Here is a 20,528-nt window from a genome sequence, read left to right on the forward strand (position 1 = left end):
CTGGGTCAACGGGTGACGAGAACGTCGACGACGGCGGTGGTGCCCTCCGCCACGGCCTTGAGAGCGCGCTCCAGGGCGGGGGCGAGCGCGTCCGGGGCGTCGACGGTCTCGGTGTGCATGCCGAACGGCTCGGCGAACTGCGCCAGTCGGGGCAGCCGGTGCAGGTCGGTGCCCAGCCACTCGCCGGTCTCGGCGGCGGCGCCCTCGGGGTAGAACCTGCGGTGGTTGAGGTTCATCGACTTGTAGACGCGGTTGTTGAACACCACGATCAGCAGCGGCAGGTCGTACGCCTTGGCGGCGTCGTACGACGGGATGACCGGGTTGTACGCGAAGGCCCCGTCGCCGATGGTGAGGACCACGGGCCTTTCCCTGGCGGCGAGTTTGACGCCGAGGGCCACCGCGATGCCCTGGCCGAGTCCGCCCTGCACATAGAAGTACGAGTCGGGGTCGGAGGTCTGCACATGGCGCTTCACGACGCGGCTGTGGGTGATCGTCTCGTCGACGACGATCGCGTCCCGCCCGTCGAGCAGCCCCCGCAGGGTCGCGGCCACGAGCACCGGGTCGATGCCCTCGGCCCCTGCCGCCTTGGCCTCGGCCGCGGCGATCGCGGCCTGTTCGTCGGCGTGCCGCTCCTCCTGCGCGCGGCGCCGCGCGGTGACGGCGGCCACCGCTGCCTCGTCGGGTTGGGCGGCCTTCGCCCGCTTGGTGAGCTGGCGCAGGGTGTTGGCGACGTTGCCCTCCAAGTACCGCTCGGCGAAGAGAACTTGGTAGACCATGTGCGGGCGCTGCGGCACCTCGTCGATGACGATGATCCGCGCCTTCGACGGGCGGCGCGAGGGCGGGTAGAAGGGCGCACGGCAGTTGACGAGGAGGATGAGGTCCGCCTCGTCCATCCATGGGCCGATGTCGCTGCCGGCGTGCAGCGGGTGGGTGCGCGGGAAGTTGGCGCACACGGCCGAGTCGGGCTCGACGACCGGAATGTTCCATGCCTCGGCGAAGGCGAGGAGCGCCTCGAAGCCGCCCGCCTCACGGCCCGCCGTCTCGGTGACGATCACGGGGCCGGCCGCCTCGCGGATCAGCTGGGCGACGAGGTCGACCTCTTCGGGTGCGCTGTGCGTGGAGCCCGGCGGGACGACGCGCACCGCCTCGCGGCCGTCCCACTCCTCCAACAGGATCTCCAGGGGGATGTTGAGGTAGGCCGGGCCCGCCGGGGCCCGCCAGGACAGCTCCGCCGCCCGCGTGATCATCGTGGGCAGGGTGTGGACGCTCGCCGCCTCGGTGGCCCACTTGGTGAAGGGCTGGGCGGTGCCGTGCGGGCCGCCCACGACGGACAGGTTGCGGTACCACTGGCCGCCCGGGTCCTGACCGGGGCCGTCGCCGTACGTGGTCGACTCCGAGGAGGCGACCACCATCGGGACGCCGGCGAGGAGCGCGCCGTGGACGGCCATGGAGCCCTGCAGCAGTCCGGGCGCCGCGTGCAGCAGTACGCCCTGCGGCCGGCGCTCGATCAGTGCGTAGCCGGTGGCCATGCCGACGGCGACGGTCTCGTGGGTCAGGTCGAGGTAGCGCGGGCACGGAAGTCCGTCACGGTGGCGGCGGGCGAGGGACTCCCACACCGGGGCCCATTCGGACCCCGAGGAGCAGAAGAGGTAGTCGGCGCCGACGGCGTTGAAGGCGGCCACGAAGGCATCGCCGCCGTCACCTCCGTGGGCGCCCGGTGTATTCGGGGTGTCCGTCATCTCGTGTGCTTCCTCAGCCCTCGATCGGCCAGTTCAGGACCTCGGAGATACCCCGGCCCATGATCCACTCGAGCTCTTCAGGGGTGAAGTCCCAGTGCTTGGTGAACTGTTCGATGGTGTCGGTGTAGGTGATGCCGTGGCCGAGCAGCCGGGTGATGTCGGTGCCGTAGAAGCAGCGCTGCGGGCCCATCCTGTCGACCATCTCGCGCACGTACTTCTCGATGTTCTTGTTCGGGAAGGGCTGCGTCGAATAGCCCGGCAGCGCCGAGACCTTGACGTAGATGTTGGGGTGCTCGGCGAGGTCCGCGGTCTCCTGGACCCAGTAGCCGATCGCGTCGTCCACGCAGCGGGCCATGATGCCCATGTGGTCGATGATGATCTTCAGCCCGGGGTGCTTGGCGGCGATCTGGCCGAGTTCGCGCTTCCAGATCGGTGCGTGGACCATGGTGGGGATGGAGAGCTCCTCGGCGATCGGCCAGTACCAGTCGTTGGTCCCGTCGATCATCCAGTTGCGGTCCTGGGGGCGGTGGAAGGTCAGCCGGGTGCCCTTGATGTACGGGTTCTGCGCGAACTCCTTCAGCAGCGCGGTGCCCTCGACCGGGTCGTCCTGCGGGACGCGGGCCATGATGCCGAAGCGGTCGGGGTGCGCCTCGCAGGCCTCGAGCGCGTAGTCGATGCGGTTGCCCTCCCACGACGGGGGCAGGATCAGCGCCCGGTTGACGCCGGCCTCGTCCATCAGCTCGAGGGCCTCCTCGTAGGAGAAGGGGTCCTCGCGGTGGCCGTTGAGGCGGATGCGCTCACGCGCGCCCGGGACCCAGGGGCGGTCCGGGGTCTCTTCCTTCCAGATGTGGATCTGTGCGTCGACAACGAACATGTCCTCAGCTCTTTCTCGCGAAGGGGAAGTGGATCTCTCGAAGGAAAGGGGGTGGCGGGGTGCTGTGGAAGGAACGCTAGGCGGGTGGTGGGGCCTTGCCGAGTCCCCGGGGCGCAAGCACTACTTGCGCGAAAGTCCCCCGTACGCAGGGCATTCTCAGATTGCGGAAGCGTCGCCGAGCACGGCGTCCACGATGTGCTCGGCGATCGCCATGGAGGCCGTGGCGGCCGGGGAGGGCGCGTTGCGGACGGCGGTGATCCGGCCCACCTGGTGGATGCGGAAGTCGTCCACGAGCGTGCCGTCCGGGTCCAGGGCCTGGGCGCGTACGCCGGCTCCGCCGCGGACCACGTCCGAGACGCCGACGCCGGGAACGTACAGCTCGGCGTCCTTCATGAACGCCGCCCTGGACAGCGAGCCGCGGTACTCCCTGATGCCGGTCCTCCAGTGCTGGGTGGCCATCCTCCAGGAGCCGGGGTAGGCCGCGAGTCCCGCGAGGTCCTTCGGTGAGATCCTGCCGAGCGTGTAGCCCTCCCTGGCCAGGGCCAGGACGGCGTTCGGGCCGACCTCTACGGAGCCGTCGACGCGGGGGGTGAAGTGCACGCCGAGGAAGGGGTAACGCGGGTCGGGGACCGGGTAGACCAGCCCGCGCACCAGGTCCGTCCGCTCCGGCTTGAGCAGCATGTACTCGCCCCGGAACGGGATGATCCTCGGCTCCTTCTTGTCCTGGGCGAGCCGGGCGACGGCGTCCGAGTGGAGGCCCGCGCAGAGGATCAGCCGGTCGACGCGGACGCGCTCCTGCCGGGAGGCCACCTCGATGCCGCCCGGCACTTCGGTGATCGAGGTGACCGGGAATCCGAGCCGTATCTCGCCGCCCGAGGCCTCGATGTCCTGGGCGAACTCCCGGGCGATCGCCGGGTAGTCGGTGATCGCGGTGCGCGGGGAGTGCAGGGCCGCGATACCCCCGGCATGGGGCTCCAGCTCCTTGATCTCCTCCTTGGAGATCTTCCTCAGCTCGGGCACGTGGTTGTTCCTGGCCCGTTCGTACAGGTTCTCCATCCGGCCCAGCTCGTCCTCGCGCACCGCCATGACGAGCTTGCCGATCTCCGCGTACGGCAGCCCCCGGTCCTGGCAGTACTCGCGCAGGGCGGACACGCCCCGCACACACAGCTGCGCCTTGAGGCTGCCCGGCGCGTAGTAGATGCCGGCGTGCACGACGCCCGAGTTGTGCCCGGTCTGGTGGACGGCGACCGCCCGCTCCTTCTCCAGCACCACGACCCGGGTGCCGGGGCGGCGCAGGGCGATCTCACGCCCCGTGGCCAGGCCCACGATGCCGGCGCCGACGATGCCGATCGTCTCGTCAGCCATCGGCTTCCCTCCTGTTCTCGCCAAGGCCGTCAGGCACCGAAGTGGACGGCGACCGTTTTGACCCGGGTGTAGAAACGCAGGGCCTCCTCGCCCTGCTCCTTGAACGGCGACCCGGAGTCACGGAAGCCGCCGAAGGGGTGGTGGACGTCCCAGCCGGAGGTGGTGGTGTTCACCGCGATCTGGCCGCACTCGGCCTCGTCGGCGAAGCGGTACGCGGCGCCCAGGTTCTGGGTGAACACGGCGGCGGCGAGGCCGAAGACGCAGTCGTTGACGGCCTCGACCGCCTCCCCGAATGAGTCCACCGGGAGCAGCGCGACAACGGGCCCGAACACCTCCTCGCGCCAGATGTCCAGCTCCGGGGTGATGTCTCCCAGCACGGTGGGATTGACGTAGCAGCCGTGGCTCAGTGCCTCGTCCCGCGGCTGGTCGCCGCCGACGAGGACCGTCGCGCCCTGCTTGACCGCGCGCTCGATGTCGGACAGGACGCCGTCGCGCTGACGGGCGCTCACCAGCGGGCCCATCGTGGTGCCCTCGGCGAGGCCCGGACCGACGCGCAGCGCGGTCGCCTCGGCGAGCAGCAGCGCCGTGAACTCCTCGTACACGGGCCGCTCGACGATCACCCGGCTGGTGGCGGTGCAGCGCTGTCCGGCCTGGGCGAAGCCCGCGGCCGCGACGGCCTTGGCAGCGGCGGTGAGGTCGGCGTCGGCGAGCACGACGGTGGCGTTCTTGCCGCCGAGTTCGCCCTGGAAGCGGATGTTGCTGTTCGCGAGCCGGGCGCGCAGGGCCTCGCCGACCTCGTTGCTGCCGGTGAAGGTGAGCGCGGCCAGGCGTGGGTCGGAGATCAGCGCCTCGGAGATCTCCGCGCCGCGTCCCGTGACCACGTTGAGGACACCGGCGGGCAGACCCGCGTCGTGGAGGGCGCGGGCGAAGTGCAGAGCCGCCTGCGGGGTGTCGGTGGCCGGTTTGAGGAGGGCCGCGTTGCCCGCCGCGAGGCAGGGAGCCAGCTTGCGGGCCGGGGTGATCAGCGGGTCGTTCCACGGGGTGATCGCGAGGACGATACCGAGCGGCTCGCGCTGGTGGTGGGTACGGGTGTCCGGGCGGACGTCGTGCACGAGGGTGCCGTACCCCTGCCGGGCGAGACCCGCGTAGTACTCCAGGAAGTCCGCGGCCTTGATCGTCTCACCGGTCGCCTCGGCCCGCGTCTTGCCCATCTCGGTCGCCAGGTCCTCGGCGATCTCCGCGAGGCGCTCGCGCAGCAGCCGGGCGGCGTCGGTCATGATCCGGGCGCGTTCGAAGGGGCTGGTGCGCTTCCAGACGGCGAAGCCCTGCTCGGCGTGGTCGTAGGCGCGGGTGACGTCGGCGGCGCTCAGCGCGGGGACGCGGGCGACGGGGGTCCGCAGATCGGAGGGGTCGTGGACGTCGATCCACTCACCGGTCGCCACCCACTCTCCACCGGAGAGGGTTTCCAGGGTTCGCATGAAGATCACTTCCTTCGTCCGCCGCGGTGCGGGATCCGCGGTCTGCACAGGGAGCGGCCACAGGGGGCCGGATGCGACAACACACCATGTCGGGGCGGTGCCACCAGACCCGCACAGGCAGTCATTGCTTGCGCCGCGCGCGGGTCGGCGGGCGTCTGATCCATGCTGGAATCTGCAGGCCGGACGGTGTGTACGACACCGTCTGGAGCCGCAATCCCGCTGAGGAGAAACTGACATGGCCTACGCAGTCGTCGCCCACTACCGCTGCGACCCCGCCGAGGAGGACACCGTGCGCGCCGCGCTGCTGAAGGTGCGCGAGTACACCCGTGCCGAGCCGGCGAACCTGGCGTACGAGGTGCACGCCGAGGTGGACCGGCCGGGCGGTTTCGTGCTGTACGAGCAGTACGCCGACCGCGCCGGCTTCGTCGCGCACAAGGTCGCCGACCACTTCACCGAGCTCATCGTGGAGACGGTGTGGCCGCTGCTGACCGAGCGCACGGTGACCTTCGCCGAGGTTCTGTGAGGGCCTGCCGGGAAGCACGGGCGCGCTTCCCGGCCCCTGGGCTGCAGGTCAGAACTCGTTGCCCCAGCAGTAGCGGGCGACGGTCTCCACCAGCACCAGTTTGCGGCGCTGGTTCTCGGCGCTCAGCAGCGGACGGGTCGCCGTGTCGGCGAAGCCGCGGGACGGCGATACGGCCATGTCCTCGAGGTCCTTGACCTCGGCGGCGGCGTCGATGCGGGCCATCACCGTGTCGATGTCCTCGAGTGCGGACACGGTCGCGTCCACCACGCCCAGGCACGCGTCGCGGTCCTCCGGCAGGGCCTTGACCAGGTCGAGTTCGGCGTCGGTGCCCTTGTCGTACGGCAGGATCCAGCGGTCGGCCGGGATCCTGTCGTACAGGCGCTCGGTCCTGGCCCGGTCCACCCCGGCGGGTGCCTCCCAGCCGGGGCAGACGCCGATCCTGACTCCCTCCGGGCGCTCTTCCAGTCGTACCGCCAGGGCGTCGACGGCCAGCGCGTCCTCGAAGGACAGCGTGTTGGGGGCGGCCGGGTCGGCCCCCACGTGGCCGAGGAGGAGCGGGCTGTTGAGCTGGACGAGCCGGACGCCCCGGGAGACCAGCAGCGCGATCTCCGCCTGGATGATCTCCGCGAGGGCTTCGCCGAGTTCACGGGCCGAGGAGGGTCCGCCCGATGCGGCGAGTTCGGGTGCGAAGGTGGTGGCGGCCAGATATGCCGGGGAGGGCAGCGAGGCCTTGGGGGCGATCACCGTCAGCCCGGTGAGCCGCCCGGCCCAGTCGGCGAGCAGCGGACCGTTCGCCTTGGGCAGCGATTCCGCCACCCAGCGCGGCAGTCCGTCGGGGGTTTCCGCGTCCGTGCGACGGAAGCCGGAGACGGCGTCGAAGACCGCGCTGCGGAAGTCCTCCCGGGGGAAGTCCCCGTCGGTGACGACCGTGGTACGCAGCTTGCGCTGGAGGGCCACCGCCTCCTCGACCGCCTCGCGTTCCGCCTTCAGCACGATCTCGGGGTCGCCCTCGGCGCGCGCGGTCAGGAGGGTGCCGGGGCGGACCAGGCTGCCGTGGTGGTCGATGCGGTAGTTGAACGTGTCCGCCATGGCTCAGGCCTCCTTCTCGGTCTGCTCGATCTTCTCGGACTTCTCGGTCTTCTCGGCGTCCGGAGCCGGGGTGCCCGCGACGCCCCAGGCGGCGAACTCCAGCTCGTAGCCGAGGGATTCGAGGACGTCGTCGGCGACCTGCTGGTCCTCGTCCGCGGTGCCGCCGGCGATGCCGAGGCCGCCGATGATCTCGCCGTCCTTCTTGATGGTGACGCTGCCCTCGGTGGCCATGATCGGCTGGGCGGCGCCGGGCAGCTGGGAGAGCTGGGAGAAGAAGACCGGCTGGCTCTCCTGCCACTTCTTCAGCATCTTGCCGGGCCGCTGCATCACGGCCGCGGTGTACGCCTTGGCGCGGGCGATGTCCGGGGTGAGCGGGCGCGCCCCGTCCGAGCGGCGGACGCTGACGACGAAGCCTCCCGCATCCACCACGGCGACGCTCACCGCCTTCCCGAGCGACTGGGCGCGCTTCAGGGCGGCGTCGACGATCTCTTCGGCGGCATCGAGGGTGAGGCTGCTCATGCGGTTTCCTTCTGTGCGGTGAGGGTGCGGCGCAGCTGGGCGACGGCCACGTTGTACTGCTCGGGCGCCTCCCAGTACATGGAGTGCGGGGCGTCCTGGACGATCTCCAGATGTGAGCCGGGCAGCAGTTCGTGGGCGCGGGTCACGGTCTTCACGCTGAGTACCGCGTCCTTTTCCGCGGCCAGGAAGGCGACCTTGACGCCCGAGTTCTGGATCTCCTCCAGCGAGGGGCCGTTGGTGTCGAGGTTGCGCAGGTCGGCCATCTTGGCGACGTTGAAGGTGCCCATCTGCTGGAAGAGGAAGGTGAGGTCGGGTCGCTCCTGCTGGAACCGCCGGGTGAGCAGGCGGTCGATGACGGGGAGCTTGACGGCCTCGGCGCGGTCGGCGGCGGCGAGTTCCTTCAGCTCGGGGTGGCTGATGCCTCCCAGGGAGTGGCCGAGGGCGACCGAGCAGACGCGCTCGGGGCGCAGGAGGGCGGCGCGCAGGGCGGCGACGGAGCCGATGGACTGGCCGACGAGCATGACGTCGGTCAGGTCCTCCTGGTCGAGTACGGCGACGACGTCGCCGGGGAAGTCCTGTCCGTCGAACTCGGGCTTCGAGGAGTGCGGACGGGCCGGTGCCTCGGACTTGCCGAAGCCGCGCAGGTCCATGGTGACGATCGTGAACTCCTCGCGCAACGCGGCCACTTGCTGCCACCAGGCGGCGTGGTGGCCGCCGCTGCCGTGCACGAACAGGATCGCCGGACCGCTGCCGTGGCGCTCGTAGTAGATGGAGGTGCCGTCGGAGTCGGCGATGGGCATGTCAGTGAACTCCTAGCCGGACGCGGTCAGTTGGGACGCCTGCCGTGGAAGACCAGTTCGATCATGGTGTGGTCGGGGTCGTGGATGTAGCAGAACTTGGACTGGTTCTCCGGCCGCTCGATCGGGCGGGTGTGCCGGACGCCCAGCTCGTTCAGGTGGGTGAGGAACTCGTCCCAGTCGTCGACCTCGACGGCGAAGTGATAGGGCGCCATGCGCTCCATCTCCTCGACCGGGGTGAAGTGCAGATCGAAGTTGCCGCGGGTCATCAGCACCACGCGGGTGTTGGACTTGGGCATGATCCGCTTCATCCCGAAGACTTTCGTGTACCACTCGGCGGTGCGGTCGGGGTCGGTGGTGGGGAAGTTGACGTGGTGGATGTAGCGGGGTGCGGTGCTCATGACGGATTTCCTTCGCTGTGTACGGGGTTGGACAGGACACCGATGCCGCTGATCTCGATGTCCACGGTGTCCCCGGGCGCCAGTTGGCAGGTGGACTCGGCGCCCATCCACAGCACGTCACCCGGCTGCAGGGTGATGTGCCGGGTGATCTCGACGATGAAGTCGAAGGGGTCGAAGACCATGTCGCCGGTCGCGAACGACGCCCGGACCTCCCCGTTGACGCGGAGTGTGGTCGTCTGTGCCAGGGCGTCGACGTCGGTCTCGATCCAGGGGCCCATGGGCTTGAACGTGTCGCTGTTCTTGCTGCGCCAGAACGTGCGGTCCTGGTGCTGCCAGGTGCGGGCGCTGACGTCGTTGCCGATGGTCCAGCCGAAGACCGACTTCCGGGCCTCCGCATGGGTGGCGTGCCGGAGGGTGCGGCCGATCACCGCGACGAGTTCCGGCTCGGCCTCGAACCGGCCCTCGATCTCGGCCGGTTTGACGATGGGCGAGAGGTGGCCGGCGAGCGCGTTGTTGGCCCGATAGCCCACCTCGGGACGAGTGGGGACCTCGGCGCGGGCGTGCTCGATGTGCCGCGGGTAGTTCATGCCGACCGCGTAGAACACGGGCGGGACGACGACGGGCAGCCAGTGCGCGGTGGCGAGCGGCACGGTGCCGATGACGGTCGGGTCGCCTTCCAGGGGGGACTCGGACAGCAGCTCGACCTCCTCCCCCACCCGGCCCCACACCGCCCGTCCGCCGACCGAGACACGGGTGTATCGCATGACGCTCAGCCCGCCAGCAGATGGGAGACGCGCTTGGTGATCAGGTAGGCGTCGAGGGCCTCGGGGCCGCCCTCCCTGCCGTAGCCGCTCTCCTTCACTCCACCGGAGGGGGCCTCGCTGACGGAGCCGCCGCAGTGGTTGACGGAGAGGATGCCGGCCTCCAGTTCACGCACCAGGTGCTCGGCGGTGGCGGCGGACTCGGTGAAGCCGTAGGCGGCCAGGCCGTACGGCAGCGCGTTCGCGGTCGTGAGCGCCTCGTCGAGGTCGCCGAAGGGGATGATCGGCGCGAGGGGTCCGAACGGTTCCTCGTGCATGAGGTCCGCGTCCGCCGGTACGTCGGTCAGGACGGTCGGCGCGAAGAAGTACCCGGCGCGGTCCAGTCGTTCGCCGCCGGTACGGACGCTCGCTCCCCTGCTGACGGCATCAGCGGTCAGACGCTGAACGGCCAGGAGCCGGCGCTCGTTGGCGAGCGGCCCCATGGTGGTGCCCTCGGCCAGGCCGTCGCCGACGACGACCGCTTCGGCGGCCTTCACGAACTCCGCGGTGAAGTCCTCGACGAGGCCCTCGTGGACCAGGAACCGGCTCGGCGAGGTGCACACCTGTCCGGCGTTGGCGAACTTCGCCTGTGCGGCACGGCGCGCGGCCCTGGCCGGGTCGGCGTCCGCGCACACGATCACCGGGGCGTGGCCGCCCAGCTCCATCAGGGAGGGCTTCATGACCTCGCCGGCCGCGGCGGCGAGCAGCTTGCCCACGGGGACCGAGCCGGTGAAGGCGATCAGACGGGTGAGGGGGGAGGCGATGAGGTGGGCGGAGACCTCGGCGGGTTCGCCGAAGACGAGGTTCAGCGCACCGGCCGGCAGGCCCGCGTCCACGAAGCAGCCGACGAGGGCGGCGGCGGTGGCGGGCGTCTCCTCCGAGGCCTTGATGATGATGGAGCAGCCCGCGGAGAGCGCGGAGGAGATCTTCCGCATCGGGCCGCCCGCCGGGAAGTTCCAGGGGACGAACGCGGCTACGGGACCGATGGGTTCACGTCGTACGGACAGCAGGGTGCCGGGAGCGGAGGGGATGATGCGGCCGTAGGCGCGGCGGGCGTCGTCGGCGTGCCAGCGCAGCGTGTCCGCGACGCGGCGGGCCTCCCCGACGGCCTCGGCGCGGGGCTTGCCCTGCTCCAGGGTCATGATCCGGCCGACTTCGGCGCTGCGCTCCGTGAGCAGGTCGGCGGCGGCATGCAGGAGGGCGGTGCGCCGCGCGACAGGCGTGTCGCGCCAGGTCCTGAAGCCCTCGGCGGCGCCGGCCAGGGCGCCGTCCAGGTCGTCGGTGGTGGCGAGCGGTACTTCTCCGATCACCTCCTCGGTGGCGGGGTTCACGATCGGGGCGGTCCGTCCGGTGCCGCCCTGGCACCACTCGCCCGCTATGTACATGCGGACGGCGGGGTAGCCGTGGTCGGAGGTCATGAGTGGGTGCCCTTTCAGGCTGTCGAGCGAAGCGAATGGGGGTCCCCTCGGCCGAAGGTGGCGGGGGGTCAGGAGGCGGGGGCGTCCTGCTGGTCGCGGTTGGTGCGCAGCGCCCAGATGTGGTGGGGCGGGGTGGTCTCGTGGACCCGGGTCTCGTAGCGTTCGTCGACGCGGTCCATGTCGGCGGCGTACTCGACCCGTCCGCCGCAGGGTGCGTGCACGAACCGGAAGACGTTGGAACCGACGGTGTGGCGGCCGAGTCTGCGGGCCTCGCGCCAGCCGCGGTCGATCATGTGGTTGCCGCCCTCGATGACGTCGTCGAAGCCGGGCACCTCGTAGGCGATGTGGTTGACGCCGGCCTTGTCGGGGCGGTGGCACAGCAGCATGGTGTGCTGGTCCTGGTCGCCCGGGGCCTGCATGAAGACGCCCATGGGTTTCACCACGTCGGTGGGCCGGAAGCCGAGGAGTTCCACGTAGAACGCGACGGCCTGTTCGCGGCCCTCCTTGAGGATGTTGAGGGCGACATGGCACATCCGCAGGGGGTGGACGCGGGTGATCGGCTCCAGGGTGGTGTTCCAGCGGTCGACGCGGCCCGGCGCGTTGGCGGGCCGGGGGGTGAGGGGCGCGGGCTTCGGCCTGGCCAGGGTCAGGCCGACTCCGAAACCGGTCTCGTCCACGGTGTGGAACACTCCGGCGGCGTCCTCCCGGACCGTCCGGTCGCGGCCGACGGCCGCGACCAGCCGCTCCAACTCCTGCGTCGTGTCGACACCCCACACCACCTCGCGCAGGGTGGGACCCTCTTCCACCGGCGGCGGCAGCAACGGCCCGGGGTCGGTGTCGAGGTGGAGGGTCTGCCCGGTGAGCGTCTCGAACACCGCGCATTCGTCGGTCCGTTCCACCAGAAACAGTCCGAAGTCGTCGAAGAACCGGGCGCATTCGTCGAGGTCGCCGATGCCGTAGGTGACCGATTCGATTCTCTGGATTCCCATGGTCTCCTCGTTTCACGGGTCGCCTGGTGAGCGTAGATTTCGGGTGGCGGTGTCTCAACGCTCCGGACCGACGGACTGTGCAATCGTTTCTTGCGTTTACGGCCGGATCGCCGGAATGGGATTCTGCGAGAACCAGTCCGTCAGAAAGTCGAGGAAGACGCTGATCTTGCGCGGGGTGTCCTGCCCGGGGCCGTAGATCGCGTACAGCGGCCGGTCGGGCACCGCGAGTTCGGGCAGCAGGATCTGCAGAGCGCCGGAGACGAGGTCGTCGTAGGCGGGTCGCTGCGGGAGCAGGGCGAGACCGCGCCCGTGCACGGCCGCTTTCTGCAGGGCGATGTAGGAGTTGGACGAGAACGCGATGTTGCGGATCTTGTGCAGGGTGGACGCGTGTCCGTGGCCGATGCGCCAGACCGGGTCGTTGACGTGCACGAGGCAGTCGTGGTGTGCGAGGCCGTTCGGCTCGCTCAGTGGTCCGTTGCGGTTCAGGTATTCCTTGGCGGCGCACAGCACGAACGGAAGCGAGGCGATCTTCTTGAGGCGGACGCTGGAGTCCCGGAGGTCGCGGGTGTGGAATGCCACGTCGAATCCGCCGTCCAGGAAATCGTAGGTCCGGTCGGACATGCCGCCGAGTTCGAATCGCACCTGGATTTTGGGGTGTGCGGCGGAAAAGGCGGCGATGGCGTCCCCGAGGTCGAGGCTGCCTATCCATTTGGGACAGATGATGCTGAGCGTCCCTTCGGCGCGGTCGTGGAGCTGGGCGATGCCGGCGTCCTCGGCCTCGATCTCGTCCAGGATGCGCGCGGCGAACTCCGCGTAGCGCTGCCCGGGTTCGGTGAGGCTCACCGAACGGGCCGTGCGGTTGACCAGGCGGACCCCCACCTGCCGTTCCAGCTCGGCGACGTGCCGTGACACCAGCGAGCCCGAGGAGCCCAGCTTCTTGGCGGCTCCGCTGAAGCTGCCGGATTGCGCGACGGTGACGAAGCTGTGCATGAGGAGCAAGCGATCCATGTTTCCTCCGGAGGCCCACGACTGCCAGGGGTGGGCCCCGGCGGCGGTGCCGGTCGTACGGGTGTGCGGGCGGGCCGCGCCGGAATGTCCTCATGGCGGCTGTCTCGGACACTCCGGCGACGCGGTGGACGGGCGGCTCTGGACGACTGGCGGCAGGCACCGCTCGCGGTGCGGGTTCGGTTACTTGGGGCAGTACTGGGGTGCCTTGCTCAGGTTGTCCTTGGTGACCAAGAGAAGAGGAATGTTGGCAATCTTGTCAACCTTCTTGTTGTCCAGGAGCTCGATCGCGTTCTTGGCCGCGGTCTGGCCGATCGTCATCGCCGAGTTGGCCACGGTGGCGGAGAAGCGTCCGTCCTTGACGGCGGCCAGGCCCTCGTCGGTGCCGTTGGTGGTCACGATCTTGACGTTCTTGGCGCCGGCCGCGTCGAACGCCTTGCGTGCCGCGAGACCCATCTCCTCGTTGGCGACGAAGGCGTAGTCGAGGTCCGGGTGGGCCTGGATCATGTTCTCGGCGACGTCCTGCGCCTTGGCGGCGTTGAACATGCCGGGCTGGTTCGCGACCACCTTGGCGTTGCCGGGCAGCGCCTTGGTGAAACCGCCCACGAGCAGATCGGAGGCGGCACCGGGCGCACCCGCGATGACGCCGACCTGTACGTCCTTGCCGCCCGCGTCCTTGGCGACCCATCCGGCGTCCAGGGCCCCGACTTTGTCGAGGTCGACGACCGCCGCGCCGAGGATGTCGTTCACGTCGCCGGTGGCCACGGACGTCAGGTAGATCGGAATGTTCGAGGCCTTGGCCTTGGCTATGTCGCCCTTGAGCGCGTCGACGTTGACGGTCTGCACGATGAGGGCGCTCACATTGCGGGAGATCATGTCCTCGATATTGGACAGTTCGGTTCCGGAATTCTGGTGGGAGTTGGCCGTGTAGACCTTCGCCCCCTCCGACTTCGCCGTCTGTTCCAGGGCTTTCTGCAAACAGGTGTGGAATTCGGTGTCGGCGCCGTTGACGAACCCGAGGGACACGGATCCGGACCCACTGCCGGTGTCCTTGCCGCAGCCGCTCAGCACCAGGGTGGTGCCGGCGAGGGCGGCGAGCATCGCTCCGCGGGAGCGGGCGGAGAGTCTCATGGTCGTACGCCTTTCATGACAAGCGGTGGAGACAGGACGAGGGGGTCAGTGCCGCGCGGAGCGGGCCTTGTGGAGCTCGTTGGCGATGGCCGCGACGAGGAGCACGCCGCCCACGGAGACCTGCTGGAAGTAGCTGGAGACCTGCACGAGGTTGAGGGCGTTGGCCACCACGCCGAGCAGCAGCACCCCGAGCGCGGTCCCCACGACGGTTCCGTGGCCGCCGGCGAGTGAGGTGCCGCCGATCACCACGGCGGCGACGGCGGTGAGTTGGAGTGTGAGGCCGCCGGTGCCGGGGCTGCTGGCACCCAGCCGGGACAGCAGCATCACGCCCGCTAGACCGGAGAGGGCACCGGTGATGGCGTACAGCGTGAGCTTGCGCGCGGTGACGTTGATGCCGCTGAGCCGGGCGACGTGCTCGTTGCCGCCGATGGCGAAGGCGTCCCGGCCGAACACGGTGAACCGCATGACCAGAGCGGTCGCCAGCAGCACGAGGAGCGCCACGATCAGCAGGTACGGCACCCCGAGGACCTTGTCGTTGCCCAGGGAGAACATCCTGGTGCCGGTGGAGACGCTGAGTCCGCCCAGGACCAGCAGCGCGACGCCGTCCAGCAGAGTGGCCGTCGCCAGGGTCACGACGAACGGGGCGACGTTGGTGAACGTCACCACCAGCCCGTTGACCAACCCGACGGCCGTGGCCAGCAGCACCGAGGCGATGACGGTGAACGCGGTGGAGTGGCCGTGGGAGAGCAACTGCGCCCCGACGGCGGTGGTGACGGAGACGTTGCTGCCCATGGAGAAGTCCATGCCGCCCGCGGTCATCAGCAGGGTGAGGCCGGCGGCGATCACCGCGGTGACGCTCACCTGACGGAGCACGTTGATCAGGTTCGTCGCGGTGGCGAACGAGTCGGTCCGCAGTGCGGTGGCGACCACCACGACGATCAGGACCGCGATGAGGCCGGTGTGCGGCGCGCGGCGCAGGGCGCCGACGGTGAACCGGGGCCGGGGCTCCTCGGGCGGGTCGCTGACGCCCGGGGCGTCGGTAAGTGTCTTGACGCTCACTGCGGTTGACCTCCGAGAGCGGTGGCGACGAGTTCGTCGTGGGTGATGGCGGTGATGTCGTGTTCGGCGACCGCGCGGCCGGCGCTGACGACCACGACGCGGTCGGCCAGCCGCATGACCTCCTCTGCGGAGGAGGAGGCGAGCAGTACGGCCGTGCCCCGCGAGGCGAGGTCGTCGACGAGGGTGTGGATGTCGGCCATGGCCGCGATGTCCACGCCGTTGGTGGGGTCCTCCAGGAAGCAGGCGACCGGCTCGGTCTGGAGCCATTTGGCCAGCAGCACCTTCTGCTGATTGCCTCCGGACAGCGCGCTCACCGGCGGGTTCCCGGCGAGGGAGACCACGCCGTAGCTCCTGCGCAGCGGGGCCGCACGGCGGGTGAGCGCGCCGCGCCGGTGGACGCGGCGGCGTGCGAAGCGGTCGTCGGCCAGCATCAGGTTCTCGTCCAGGGAGAGTTCGGGGACCAGGCCCAGCGTCCTGCGGTCCCCGGTGACGCAACGCAGGCCGCTGGCGAGCGAGGCGCGGACCCGGCCGAGGGGCACGGGGGCGCCGTCGACGAGCACGGTGCCGCGGTCGGGGCGGCGGCGGCCGGACAGCAGGTCGAAGAGGCGTGACTGCGCGTCCCCGGCCGGTCCCAGCACCGCGACGATCTCGCCCTTGCGCACCTCGACGGTGAAGTCCCGGATGGTCCGGCCGTCGCTCAGACCGTGTACGGCGAGGCCGATCTCGTCCTTGGGGGTGGCGCGTTCGACGCGACGGGAGACCACGTCCCCGCCGACCATGCTGCGCACGAGCCCCGCCGGGTCGAGGGCGCCGGCCGGCGCGCTGCGGACGACGTCGCCGTCCCGCAGGACCGTGAGGCGGTCGGCGACGGCCATGACCTCGTCGATGTAGTGCGAGATGTAGACGACGGCGACGCCCTCGTCGCGCAGGGTGCGCACCAGGTCCCTGATCTGGTGCGCGGCCTCCGCGCTCAGGCAGGCGGTCGGCTCGTCGAGGATCAGGATCCGGCCGCCGCGGCGGACCTCCCGCGCCACCTCGACCATGGTCTGTTCGGCGACGGTGAGCGAACGCGCGGTGCGCTCCACGTCGATGTCGATGCCGAGGCCGGACAGTGCCTTCTTCGCCTCGGAGTCGACGGCTTTCCAGTGGACCGTACCGCGCCGGGTGGGCAGGTCGCCCAGCATGACGTTCTCGGCCACCGTCAGGCCCATCGCCAGTTCGCGGCGCTGGGGAACGGACGCGATACCGAGCCGTCGGGCCCTGCGCACGGTCAGTCCGCAGTGCGTGGCCCCGTTGACCTGGATGGTGCCGCCGTCCGGCTGGTACACCCCGGAGAGGATCTGCACCAGCGTCGACTTGCCCGCTCCGTTCATGCCCATCAGCGCGTGCACTTCGCCGGGGTACAGGTCGAGGTCCACGCCCTTGAGCGCTGCCGCCCCGCCGAAGCTCTTGGTGACGCCCCGTACGCGCACCACGGCCGGGAGGGCCGTCACGGCCTCGGTCCGTCCCCGCCGGGGACGACACGCTCGTAGCCGCGGATGTCGGGGAAGGGGGGCTCGCGATCGGCCTGGAGGTCCACTTGGAAGGTGTTCAGGCACATGCCGAGCATGGTGAAGTTGCCGAGCGCGCCGATGGTGTCGACCAGGCCCTTGGGGCCGAAGTGTTCGAGTGCGCGGGCGAAGGTCTCGTCGGAGACGAAGTGGTTGTCGAGGACCTCGCGGCAGAACTGGTAGAAGGCCTGGTCCGCCTCGTCGTCGAAGACCGCTTCGCGCCTCTCGGCGACGGCCTTGACGGCAGCCTCCGGGATGCCGGCCTCGATCGCCTGGTGCACATGCGCGTTCCAGGAGTACTGCGCGTCCCAGTTCCGGGCGGCCATCAGCAGCGCGAGCTCGCGCAGACGCTTGGGGAGGTCACAGTCGAAGCGGGCGAAGGCACCGAGCGATTCGGCGCGTTCACACATCTGTGGACTGTGCAGCCAGACGCGGAAGGGGCCACGGACGGCGCCGCGCCGGCCGGCGATGCGGGCGGCCAGTTCCTGCTGGCGGGGATTCATTTCCTCATCGGTGAGAACGGGGAGCCTCATGGGGCCGATACCTGCCTTCTCTTTCCGGCGTGTTTCCGGCACGTACGGGGAAGCCGTGCGATGCCAGCCGAAGGTACAGCCGAGTTCGGGAAGCTCACCCCTCCCGGAATGCAAGGTAAAACTGCACGCCGGAGGGCACCCATTCATGGGGACGCGACCTAACGTCGATCGACGCAACAGCGTTGATGGGAGAGGAACTCCGGATGACCACGATCATCAAAGTCGCGTCCGTGCCGCTGCTCGACCGTGGTGGTGCCGTCGTGACGACACCGCTGATCACCACACCCTCGGCAGCCGGAGAGAACCGCATCACGAGCGGCATGAGTGTCTATCCGGTCGGCTCCGGGGCTCCGTTGCACTCGCACAACTGCGACGAGCACGTGACGATCCTCGAGGGCGAGGCGGAGGTGGTGGTCGACGGCGAGGTGACGAAGCTGGAGCAGTTCGACACCACGTACGTGCCGTCGCCCGTCCCCCATCTGTTCCGCAACATCGGCGACCGCCCGCTGCGCATCCTGTGGGTGTACACGTCGGGCACGGTCACGCGTACGTTCACCGAGACCGGGGTGACGGTGGAACACCTGTCGGCACAGGACCAGATGGGCTGAGAAGGGCCGTGGATGCCGCTGTTCGTATCTGATCCGGACATGCCTGAGGCCGGGCCCCGCCAGGTCCCGGCCTCAGGCATGTCGTCGCGGTCAGCCGGTGGTGGTCAGCTGCTGGGCGGCGTCGGGCTGCGGGGTCTGCCGGGGGCCGCGCAGGCCGGTGAGGGCGACGAAGACCGTGGCGAGCACGGCGGCGACGGCGAAGGCCGTGAAGCCCCAGCTCTCGGACTTGGCCGCGACGAGCCGGCCGCCGAGCCACGGTCCGAACACGGCGCCGAAACGGCCGATGCCGGACACCCAGCCCACGGCGGTGGCGCGGTTGTCGTCGCTGGAGCGGCCGGCCACCGTCGCGTAGATCATGGCCTGGGCGCTGAAGAGGAACAGGCCGGTCAGGAAGACCACGACGTAGGTGAGCGGCAACGCCATGTGGATGCCGAGCAGATAGACGCCGAGGGCGGTGGCCGCGAACCAGACGGTGGCGACGCGCGCACCGCCGAAGTGGTCGGAGAAGCGGCCGGCGATCAGCATGCCGGCGATGCCGCCGAGGTTGATGACGATGACGAAGGACAGCGAGGAGCCGAGCTCGTAGCCCGCGCCGCGCATCATGGTGGGCAGCCAGTTGCTGACGCCGTAGACGAGCAGCAGGCCGCAGAACGAGGCCAGCCAGAACAGCAGCGTGGTGCGCCACAGCCCGCCGCGGAACAGGGCGATGACGGCGCTCCAGCGGTCCCCGGCCGCGAGGCGCTCCGCCGCGGGGGCGGGCAGTTCGACGTCGTAGCGCTCGGCGAGCTCGCGGGCTTCGCGTGTACGTCCCTTGGTGATCAGGAAGTTCAGTGACTCAGGGAGGTACTTGGCGATCAGCGGGACGCCGATGAGCAGCGGGACCACGCAGATCCAGTAGGCGACGCGCCACTGGCCGGCGCCGGTGGTCCACAGGCCCACGAAGCCCGCGAGGATGCCGCCGGCCTGGTGGGCGGTCATCAACGTGCCGACGATCAGGGCGCGGCGGCCGCGCGGGGCGTACTCGGCGACCATCGTGATCGTGGTGGGGAGCAGACCGCCGAGGCCGAGACCCGCGATGAACCGGCCCAGTCCGAAGACACCGAGGCTGGGGGCGACGGCGCAGAGGGCGGACGCGAGCGAGAAGACCGCCGCGCAGGTGATGATCACCTTCTTGCGGCCGATCCAGTCGGTGACCGTACCCGCGGACAGTGCGCCGATCAGCATGCCGAAGGTGGCGTAGCTGCCGAGGTCGCCGGCCTGGGACGGCTGGAGCCTCAGGGCGTGCTCGGCGAGCATGTTAGGCAGCACGGAGCCGTAGACGAACATGTCGAGGCCGTCGAAGAGCACGACCAGCCAGCACAGGCCGACGACCAGCGTGGCCAGTCCGGTCCCACGGGCGCGCAGGTCTGGGGAGGGAGACATCTTTGTTTCCTCTCGTCCGGGAGAAGTGTCCCTGGAGGGGATGAGTGAGGCGGGTCGGTGCGGCTCGAGCGGCTGACCCGATGGTGCGCACGACGCTAAGGTTCCGGTTCCCCAAGTGTCAACGCTTTTGTCAACAATCTCAGGAACAATCCAGCCAGGCGTTCGGAGAGGCTACAGGCGGAGTAAAACAGCAGGTGAAACGGCCATGGGCGGCACACAGCCGTGTGCCGCCCTGCCTGTTTCGCCGGCTTGTTCTCAGTGGTCCGCGGCCGGGTCCAGCGGCGGTGTGCCATGGGTGTGGAAGGACTCGATGGTCTTCAGCCCCCACGCCTGTCCCTTGGCCCGCTCGGCCTGGGTCCACGTGATCAGGGGCCAGTCGGGGGCCAGTACGAGACGGGTGAGCGGGTTGCACAGCTCGATGCGGTTGCCGCCCGGCTCGTAGACGTAGAGGAAGAACGTCTGCTGGATGGCGTGCTTGTGCGGGCCGGTCTCGATGAACACGCCGGTGTCGAGGGCGAGATCGGCGGCGCGCAGGATGTCCTCGCGGGTGTCGGTCGCGAACGCGATGTGGTGCAGCCGCCCGCGCGAGCCCGTCCAGTCCTCGGTGTAGACGACGTCGTACGACTTGTTCGTGAACGTCAGCCACTTCGCGGCGATCCGGCCGCCGTCGAGCTGGATCTGCTCGGTCGGCCGGGCTCCCAGGAGATGCTGGTGGAAGTCGGCGTTGGCGGCGACGTCGGCGGCCAGGTAGTTCACGTGGTCCAGGCGGCGTACGCCCACACCGTGACCGGGCTTGGCCTGGGGCTGGTTCTTCAGCCCCGGCTTCAGCTCGTCCGGGGCCTGATACCACTCGGACTCCCAGTACAGGGCCAGTTCGTGGCCGTCGGGATCGGCGGTGACGTACAGCGGGCCAAGGCCCGGCTCGTCCTCGGTCCAGCGTCCCTGGTGACCGGCGGCCTCCAGTTCCTTGACCCTCCCCTGCAGGGACTCCTCGCTGGAGGCGCGCAGGGCCGTGCGGCGCAGGCCTGAGGTCTTGTGCGCGGTGAGGACGAGGCTGTGGTGCTCGTAGTCGTCCCAGGTCCGCAGATAGACCGAGTCACCGCTGCGACCGTTGACCGTCAGGCCGAGGTAGTCGGTGAAGAACCGCAGACTTCCGTCCAGGTCCGGGGTGAGCAGTTCGACGTGCCCGAGGTGGGCGATGTCGCCGAGGGGCGGGGCCATACAGGCC

Annotated in this window: 20 protein-coding genes; 2 read left to right on the forward strand and 18 right to left on the reverse strand. The window is 69.9% G+C overall.

Annotated elements, in window-relative coordinates:
• Window positions 1–5 precede the first annotated feature (5 nt).
• From ACFZDJ_RS37465 to ACFZDJ_RS37480, 4 genes are all read right to left on the reverse strand, one after another.
• Window positions 6–1,739 (reverse strand): thiamine pyrophosphate-dependent enzyme, encoded by a 1,734-nt coding sequence (locus ACFZDJ_RS37465; RefSeq protein WP_391065711.1) that lies wholly within the window; start codon window positions 1,737–1,739, stop codon window positions 6–8.
• A 13-nt stretch (window positions 1,740–1,752) separates the two neighbouring features.
• Window positions 1,753–2,613 (reverse strand): amidohydrolase family protein, encoded by an 861-nt coding sequence (locus tag ACFZDJ_RS37470; RefSeq protein ID WP_391065714.1) that lies wholly within the window; start codon window positions 2,611–2,613, stop codon window positions 1,753–1,755.
• A gap of 156 nt (window positions 2,614–2,769) precedes the next feature.
• Entirely contained in the window at window positions 2,770–3,978 is a 1,209-nt protein-coding gene (gene lhgO / locus ACFZDJ_RS37475; RefSeq protein WP_391065717.1) for an L-2-hydroxyglutarate oxidase, read from the reverse strand.
• Between the two features lie 29 nt (window positions 3,979–4,007).
• Window positions 4,008–5,456, reverse strand: coding sequence for an aldehyde dehydrogenase family protein (locus ACFZDJ_RS37480; protein ID WP_391065719.1), 1,449 nt, complete (start codon window positions 5,454–5,456; stop codon window positions 4,008–4,010).
• A gap of 235 nt (window positions 5,457–5,691) precedes the next feature.
• Here ACFZDJ_RS37480 and ACFZDJ_RS37485 point away from each other — a divergent pair, with 235 nt between their 5' ends.
• On the forward strand, window positions 5,692–5,979 hold the full coding sequence (locus ACFZDJ_RS37485) for an antibiotic biosynthesis monooxygenase (RefSeq protein WP_391065722.1): 288 nt from the start codon (window positions 5,692–5,694) through the stop codon (window positions 5,977–5,979).
• A 48-nt stretch (window positions 5,980–6,027) separates the two neighbouring features.
• Here ACFZDJ_RS37485 and ACFZDJ_RS37490 read toward each other — a convergent pair whose 3' ends face one another.
• The 12 genes from ACFZDJ_RS37490 to ACFZDJ_RS37545 form a co-directional block, all read right to left on the reverse strand.
• Window positions 6,028–7,068, reverse strand: a complete 1,041-nt coding sequence (locus tag ACFZDJ_RS37490; RefSeq protein WP_391065724.1) for a methionine synthase II (cobalamin-independent)-like protein — start codon at window positions 7,066–7,068, stop codon at window positions 6,028–6,030.
• A 3-nt stretch (window positions 7,069–7,071) separates the two neighbouring features.
• The gene (locus ACFZDJ_RS37495) at window positions 7,072–7,587 is read right to left on the reverse strand and encodes a heme-binding protein (RefSeq protein WP_391065725.1); all 516 of its coding nucleotides are present in this window, start codon (window positions 7,585–7,587) and stop codon (window positions 7,072–7,074) included.
• Window positions 7,584–8,387 carry an alpha/beta fold hydrolase gene (locus ACFZDJ_RS37500; protein WP_391065728.1) on the reverse strand — a complete coding sequence of 268 codons (804 nt, stop codon included), beginning with the start codon at window positions 8,385–8,387 and terminating at the stop codon, window positions 7,584–7,586. Before ACFZDJ_RS37500 ends, ACFZDJ_RS37495 begins: the two co-directional genes overlap by 4 nt.
• Window positions 8,388–8,413: 26 nt before the next feature.
• On the reverse strand, window positions 8,414–8,785 hold the full coding sequence (locus ACFZDJ_RS37505; RefSeq protein ID WP_391065731.1) for a VOC family protein: 372 nt from the start codon (window positions 8,783–8,785) through the stop codon (window positions 8,414–8,416).
• Entirely contained in the window at window positions 8,782–9,549 is a 768-nt protein-coding gene (locus ACFZDJ_RS37510; RefSeq protein ID WP_391065734.1) for a fumarylacetoacetate hydrolase family protein, read from the reverse strand. The genes ACFZDJ_RS37505 and ACFZDJ_RS37510 overlap by 4 nt, the downstream gene beginning before the upstream one ends.
• A 5-nt stretch (window positions 9,550–9,554) precedes the next feature.
• The gene (locus ACFZDJ_RS37515) at window positions 9,555–11,003 is read right to left on the reverse strand and encodes an aldehyde dehydrogenase family protein (protein WP_391065737.1); all 1,449 of its coding nucleotides are present in this window, start codon (window positions 11,001–11,003) and stop codon (window positions 9,555–9,557) included.
• 68 nt (window positions 11,004–11,071) lie between these two features.
• On the reverse strand, window positions 11,072–11,992 hold the full coding sequence (locus tag ACFZDJ_RS37520; protein WP_391065740.1) for a VOC family protein: 921 nt from the start codon (window positions 11,990–11,992) through the stop codon (window positions 11,072–11,074).
• Between the two features lie 96 nt (window positions 11,993–12,088).
• On the reverse strand, window positions 12,089–13,000 hold the full coding sequence (locus ACFZDJ_RS37525; protein WP_390933828.1) for a LysR substrate-binding domain-containing protein: 912 nt from the start codon (window positions 12,998–13,000) through the stop codon (window positions 12,089–12,091).
• 180 nt (window positions 13,001–13,180) lie between these two features.
• A complete protein-coding gene (locus ACFZDJ_RS37530; RefSeq protein ID WP_391065742.1) occupies window positions 13,181–14,128 on the reverse strand; it encodes a substrate-binding domain-containing protein in 948 nt (315 codons plus the stop codon).
• 45 nt (window positions 14,129–14,173) lie between these two features.
• Window positions 14,174–15,187, reverse strand: coding sequence for an ABC transporter permease (locus ACFZDJ_RS37535; protein ID WP_391065744.1), 1,014 nt, complete (start codon window positions 15,185–15,187; stop codon window positions 14,174–14,176).
• Window positions 15,184–16,680: an ATP-binding cassette domain-containing protein gene (locus ACFZDJ_RS37540; RefSeq protein ID WP_391065746.1), complete on the reverse strand. Its 1,497-nt coding sequence runs from the start codon at window positions 16,678–16,680 to the stop codon at window positions 15,184–15,186. Before ACFZDJ_RS37540 ends, ACFZDJ_RS37535 begins: the two co-directional genes overlap by 4 nt.
• A complete protein-coding gene (locus ACFZDJ_RS37545; protein ID WP_391065988.1) occupies window positions 16,677–17,240 on the reverse strand; it encodes a carboxymuconolactone decarboxylase family protein in 564 nt (187 codons plus the stop codon). The genes ACFZDJ_RS37540 and ACFZDJ_RS37545 overlap by 4 nt, the downstream gene beginning before the upstream one ends.
• Before the next feature lie 233 nt (window positions 17,241–17,473).
• Between ACFZDJ_RS37545 and ACFZDJ_RS37550 the strand changes: the two genes are divergently transcribed.
• On the forward strand, window positions 17,474–17,878 hold the full coding sequence (locus tag ACFZDJ_RS37550; protein WP_261690358.1) for a cupin domain-containing protein: 405 nt from the start codon (window positions 17,474–17,476) through the stop codon (window positions 17,876–17,878).
• Window positions 17,879–17,968: 90 nt separating this feature from the next.
• Here the strand turns inward: ACFZDJ_RS37550 and ACFZDJ_RS37555 are convergent, their stop codons facing one another.
• Together ACFZDJ_RS37555 and ACFZDJ_RS37560 are read right to left on the reverse strand one after the other, a co-directional pair.
• The gene (locus tag ACFZDJ_RS37555) at window positions 17,969–19,300 is read right to left on the reverse strand and encodes an MFS transporter (RefSeq protein ID WP_391065750.1); all 1,332 of its coding nucleotides are present in this window, start codon (window positions 19,298–19,300) and stop codon (window positions 17,969–17,971) included.
• A gap of 255 nt (window positions 19,301–19,555) precedes the next feature.
• On the reverse strand, window positions 19,556–20,521 hold the full coding sequence (locus ACFZDJ_RS37560) for a catechol 2,3-dioxygenase (protein ID WP_391065753.1): 966 nt from the start codon (window positions 20,519–20,521) through the stop codon (window positions 19,556–19,558).
• Between the last annotated feature and the right edge of the window lie 7 nt (window positions 20,522–20,528).

Origin of the sequence: Streptomyces sp. NPDC007896 (assembly GCF_042959425.1) — a bacterium.
Taxonomy (GTDB): Bacteria; Actinomycetota; Actinomycetes; order Streptomycetales; family Streptomycetaceae; genus Streptomyces.

Coding starts and splice junctions, on each gene's coding strand:
- lhgO (WP_391065717.1), bottom strand. CDS start 3,978: ATGGCTGACGAGACGATCGGCATCGTCGGCGCCGGCATCGTGGGCCTG.
- ACFZDJ_RS37530 (WP_391065742.1), bottom strand. CDS start 14,128: ATGAGACTCTCCGCCCGCTCCCGCGGAGCGATGCTCGCCGCCCTCGCC.
- ACFZDJ_RS37545 (WP_391065988.1), bottom strand. CDS start 17,240: ATGAATCCCCGCCAGCAGGAACTGGCCGCCCGCATCGCCGGCCGGCGC.
- ACFZDJ_RS37485 (WP_391065722.1), top strand. CDS start 5,692: ATGGCCTACGCAGTCGTCGCCCACTACCGCTGCGACCCCGCCGAGGAG.
- ACFZDJ_RS37515 (WP_391065737.1), bottom strand. CDS start 11,003: ATGACCTCCGACCACGGCTACCCCGCCGTCCGCATGTACATAGCGGGC.
- ACFZDJ_RS37555 (WP_391065750.1), bottom strand. CDS start 19,300: ATGTCTCCCTCCCCAGACCTGCGCGCCCGTGGGACCGGACTGGCCACG.
- ACFZDJ_RS37480 (WP_391065719.1), bottom strand. CDS start 5,456: ATGCGAACCCTGGAAACCCTCTCCGGTGGAGAGTGGGTGGCGACCGGT.
- ACFZDJ_RS37560 (WP_391065753.1), bottom strand. CDS start 20,521: ATGGCCCCGCCCCTCGGCGACATCGCCCACCTCGGGCACGTCGAACTG.
- ACFZDJ_RS37470 (WP_391065714.1), bottom strand. CDS start 2,613: ATGTTCGTTGTCGACGCACAGATCCACATCTGGAAGGAAGAGACCCCG.
- ACFZDJ_RS37500 (WP_391065728.1), bottom strand. CDS start 8,387: ATGCCCATCGCCGACTCCGACGGCACCTCCATCTACTACGAGCGCCAC.
- ACFZDJ_RS37495 (WP_391065725.1), bottom strand. CDS start 7,587: ATGAGCAGCCTCACCCTCGATGCCGCCGAAGAGATCGTCGACGCCGCC.
- ACFZDJ_RS37550 (WP_261690358.1), top strand. CDS start 17,474: ATGACCACGATCATCAAAGTCGCGTCCGTGCCGCTGCTCGACCGTGGT.
- ACFZDJ_RS37510 (WP_391065734.1), bottom strand. CDS start 9,549: ATGCGATACACCCGTGTCTCGGTCGGCGGACGGGCGGTGTGGGGCCGG.
- ACFZDJ_RS37465 (WP_391065711.1), bottom strand. CDS start 1,739: ATGACGGACACCCCGAATACACCGGGCGCCCACGGAGGTGACGGCGGC.
- ACFZDJ_RS37490 (WP_391065724.1), bottom strand. CDS start 7,068: ATGGCGGACACGTTCAACTACCGCATCGACCACCACGGCAGCCTGGTC.
- ACFZDJ_RS37505 (WP_391065731.1), bottom strand. CDS start 8,785: ATGAGCACCGCACCCCGCTACATCCACCACGTCAACTTCCCCACCACC.
- ACFZDJ_RS37525 (WP_390933828.1), bottom strand. CDS start 13,000: ATGGATCGCTTGCTCCTCATGCACAGCTTCGTCACCGTCGCGCAATCC.
- ACFZDJ_RS37520 (WP_391065740.1), bottom strand. CDS start 11,992: ATGGGAATCCAGAGAATCGAATCGGTCACCTACGGCATCGGCGACCTC.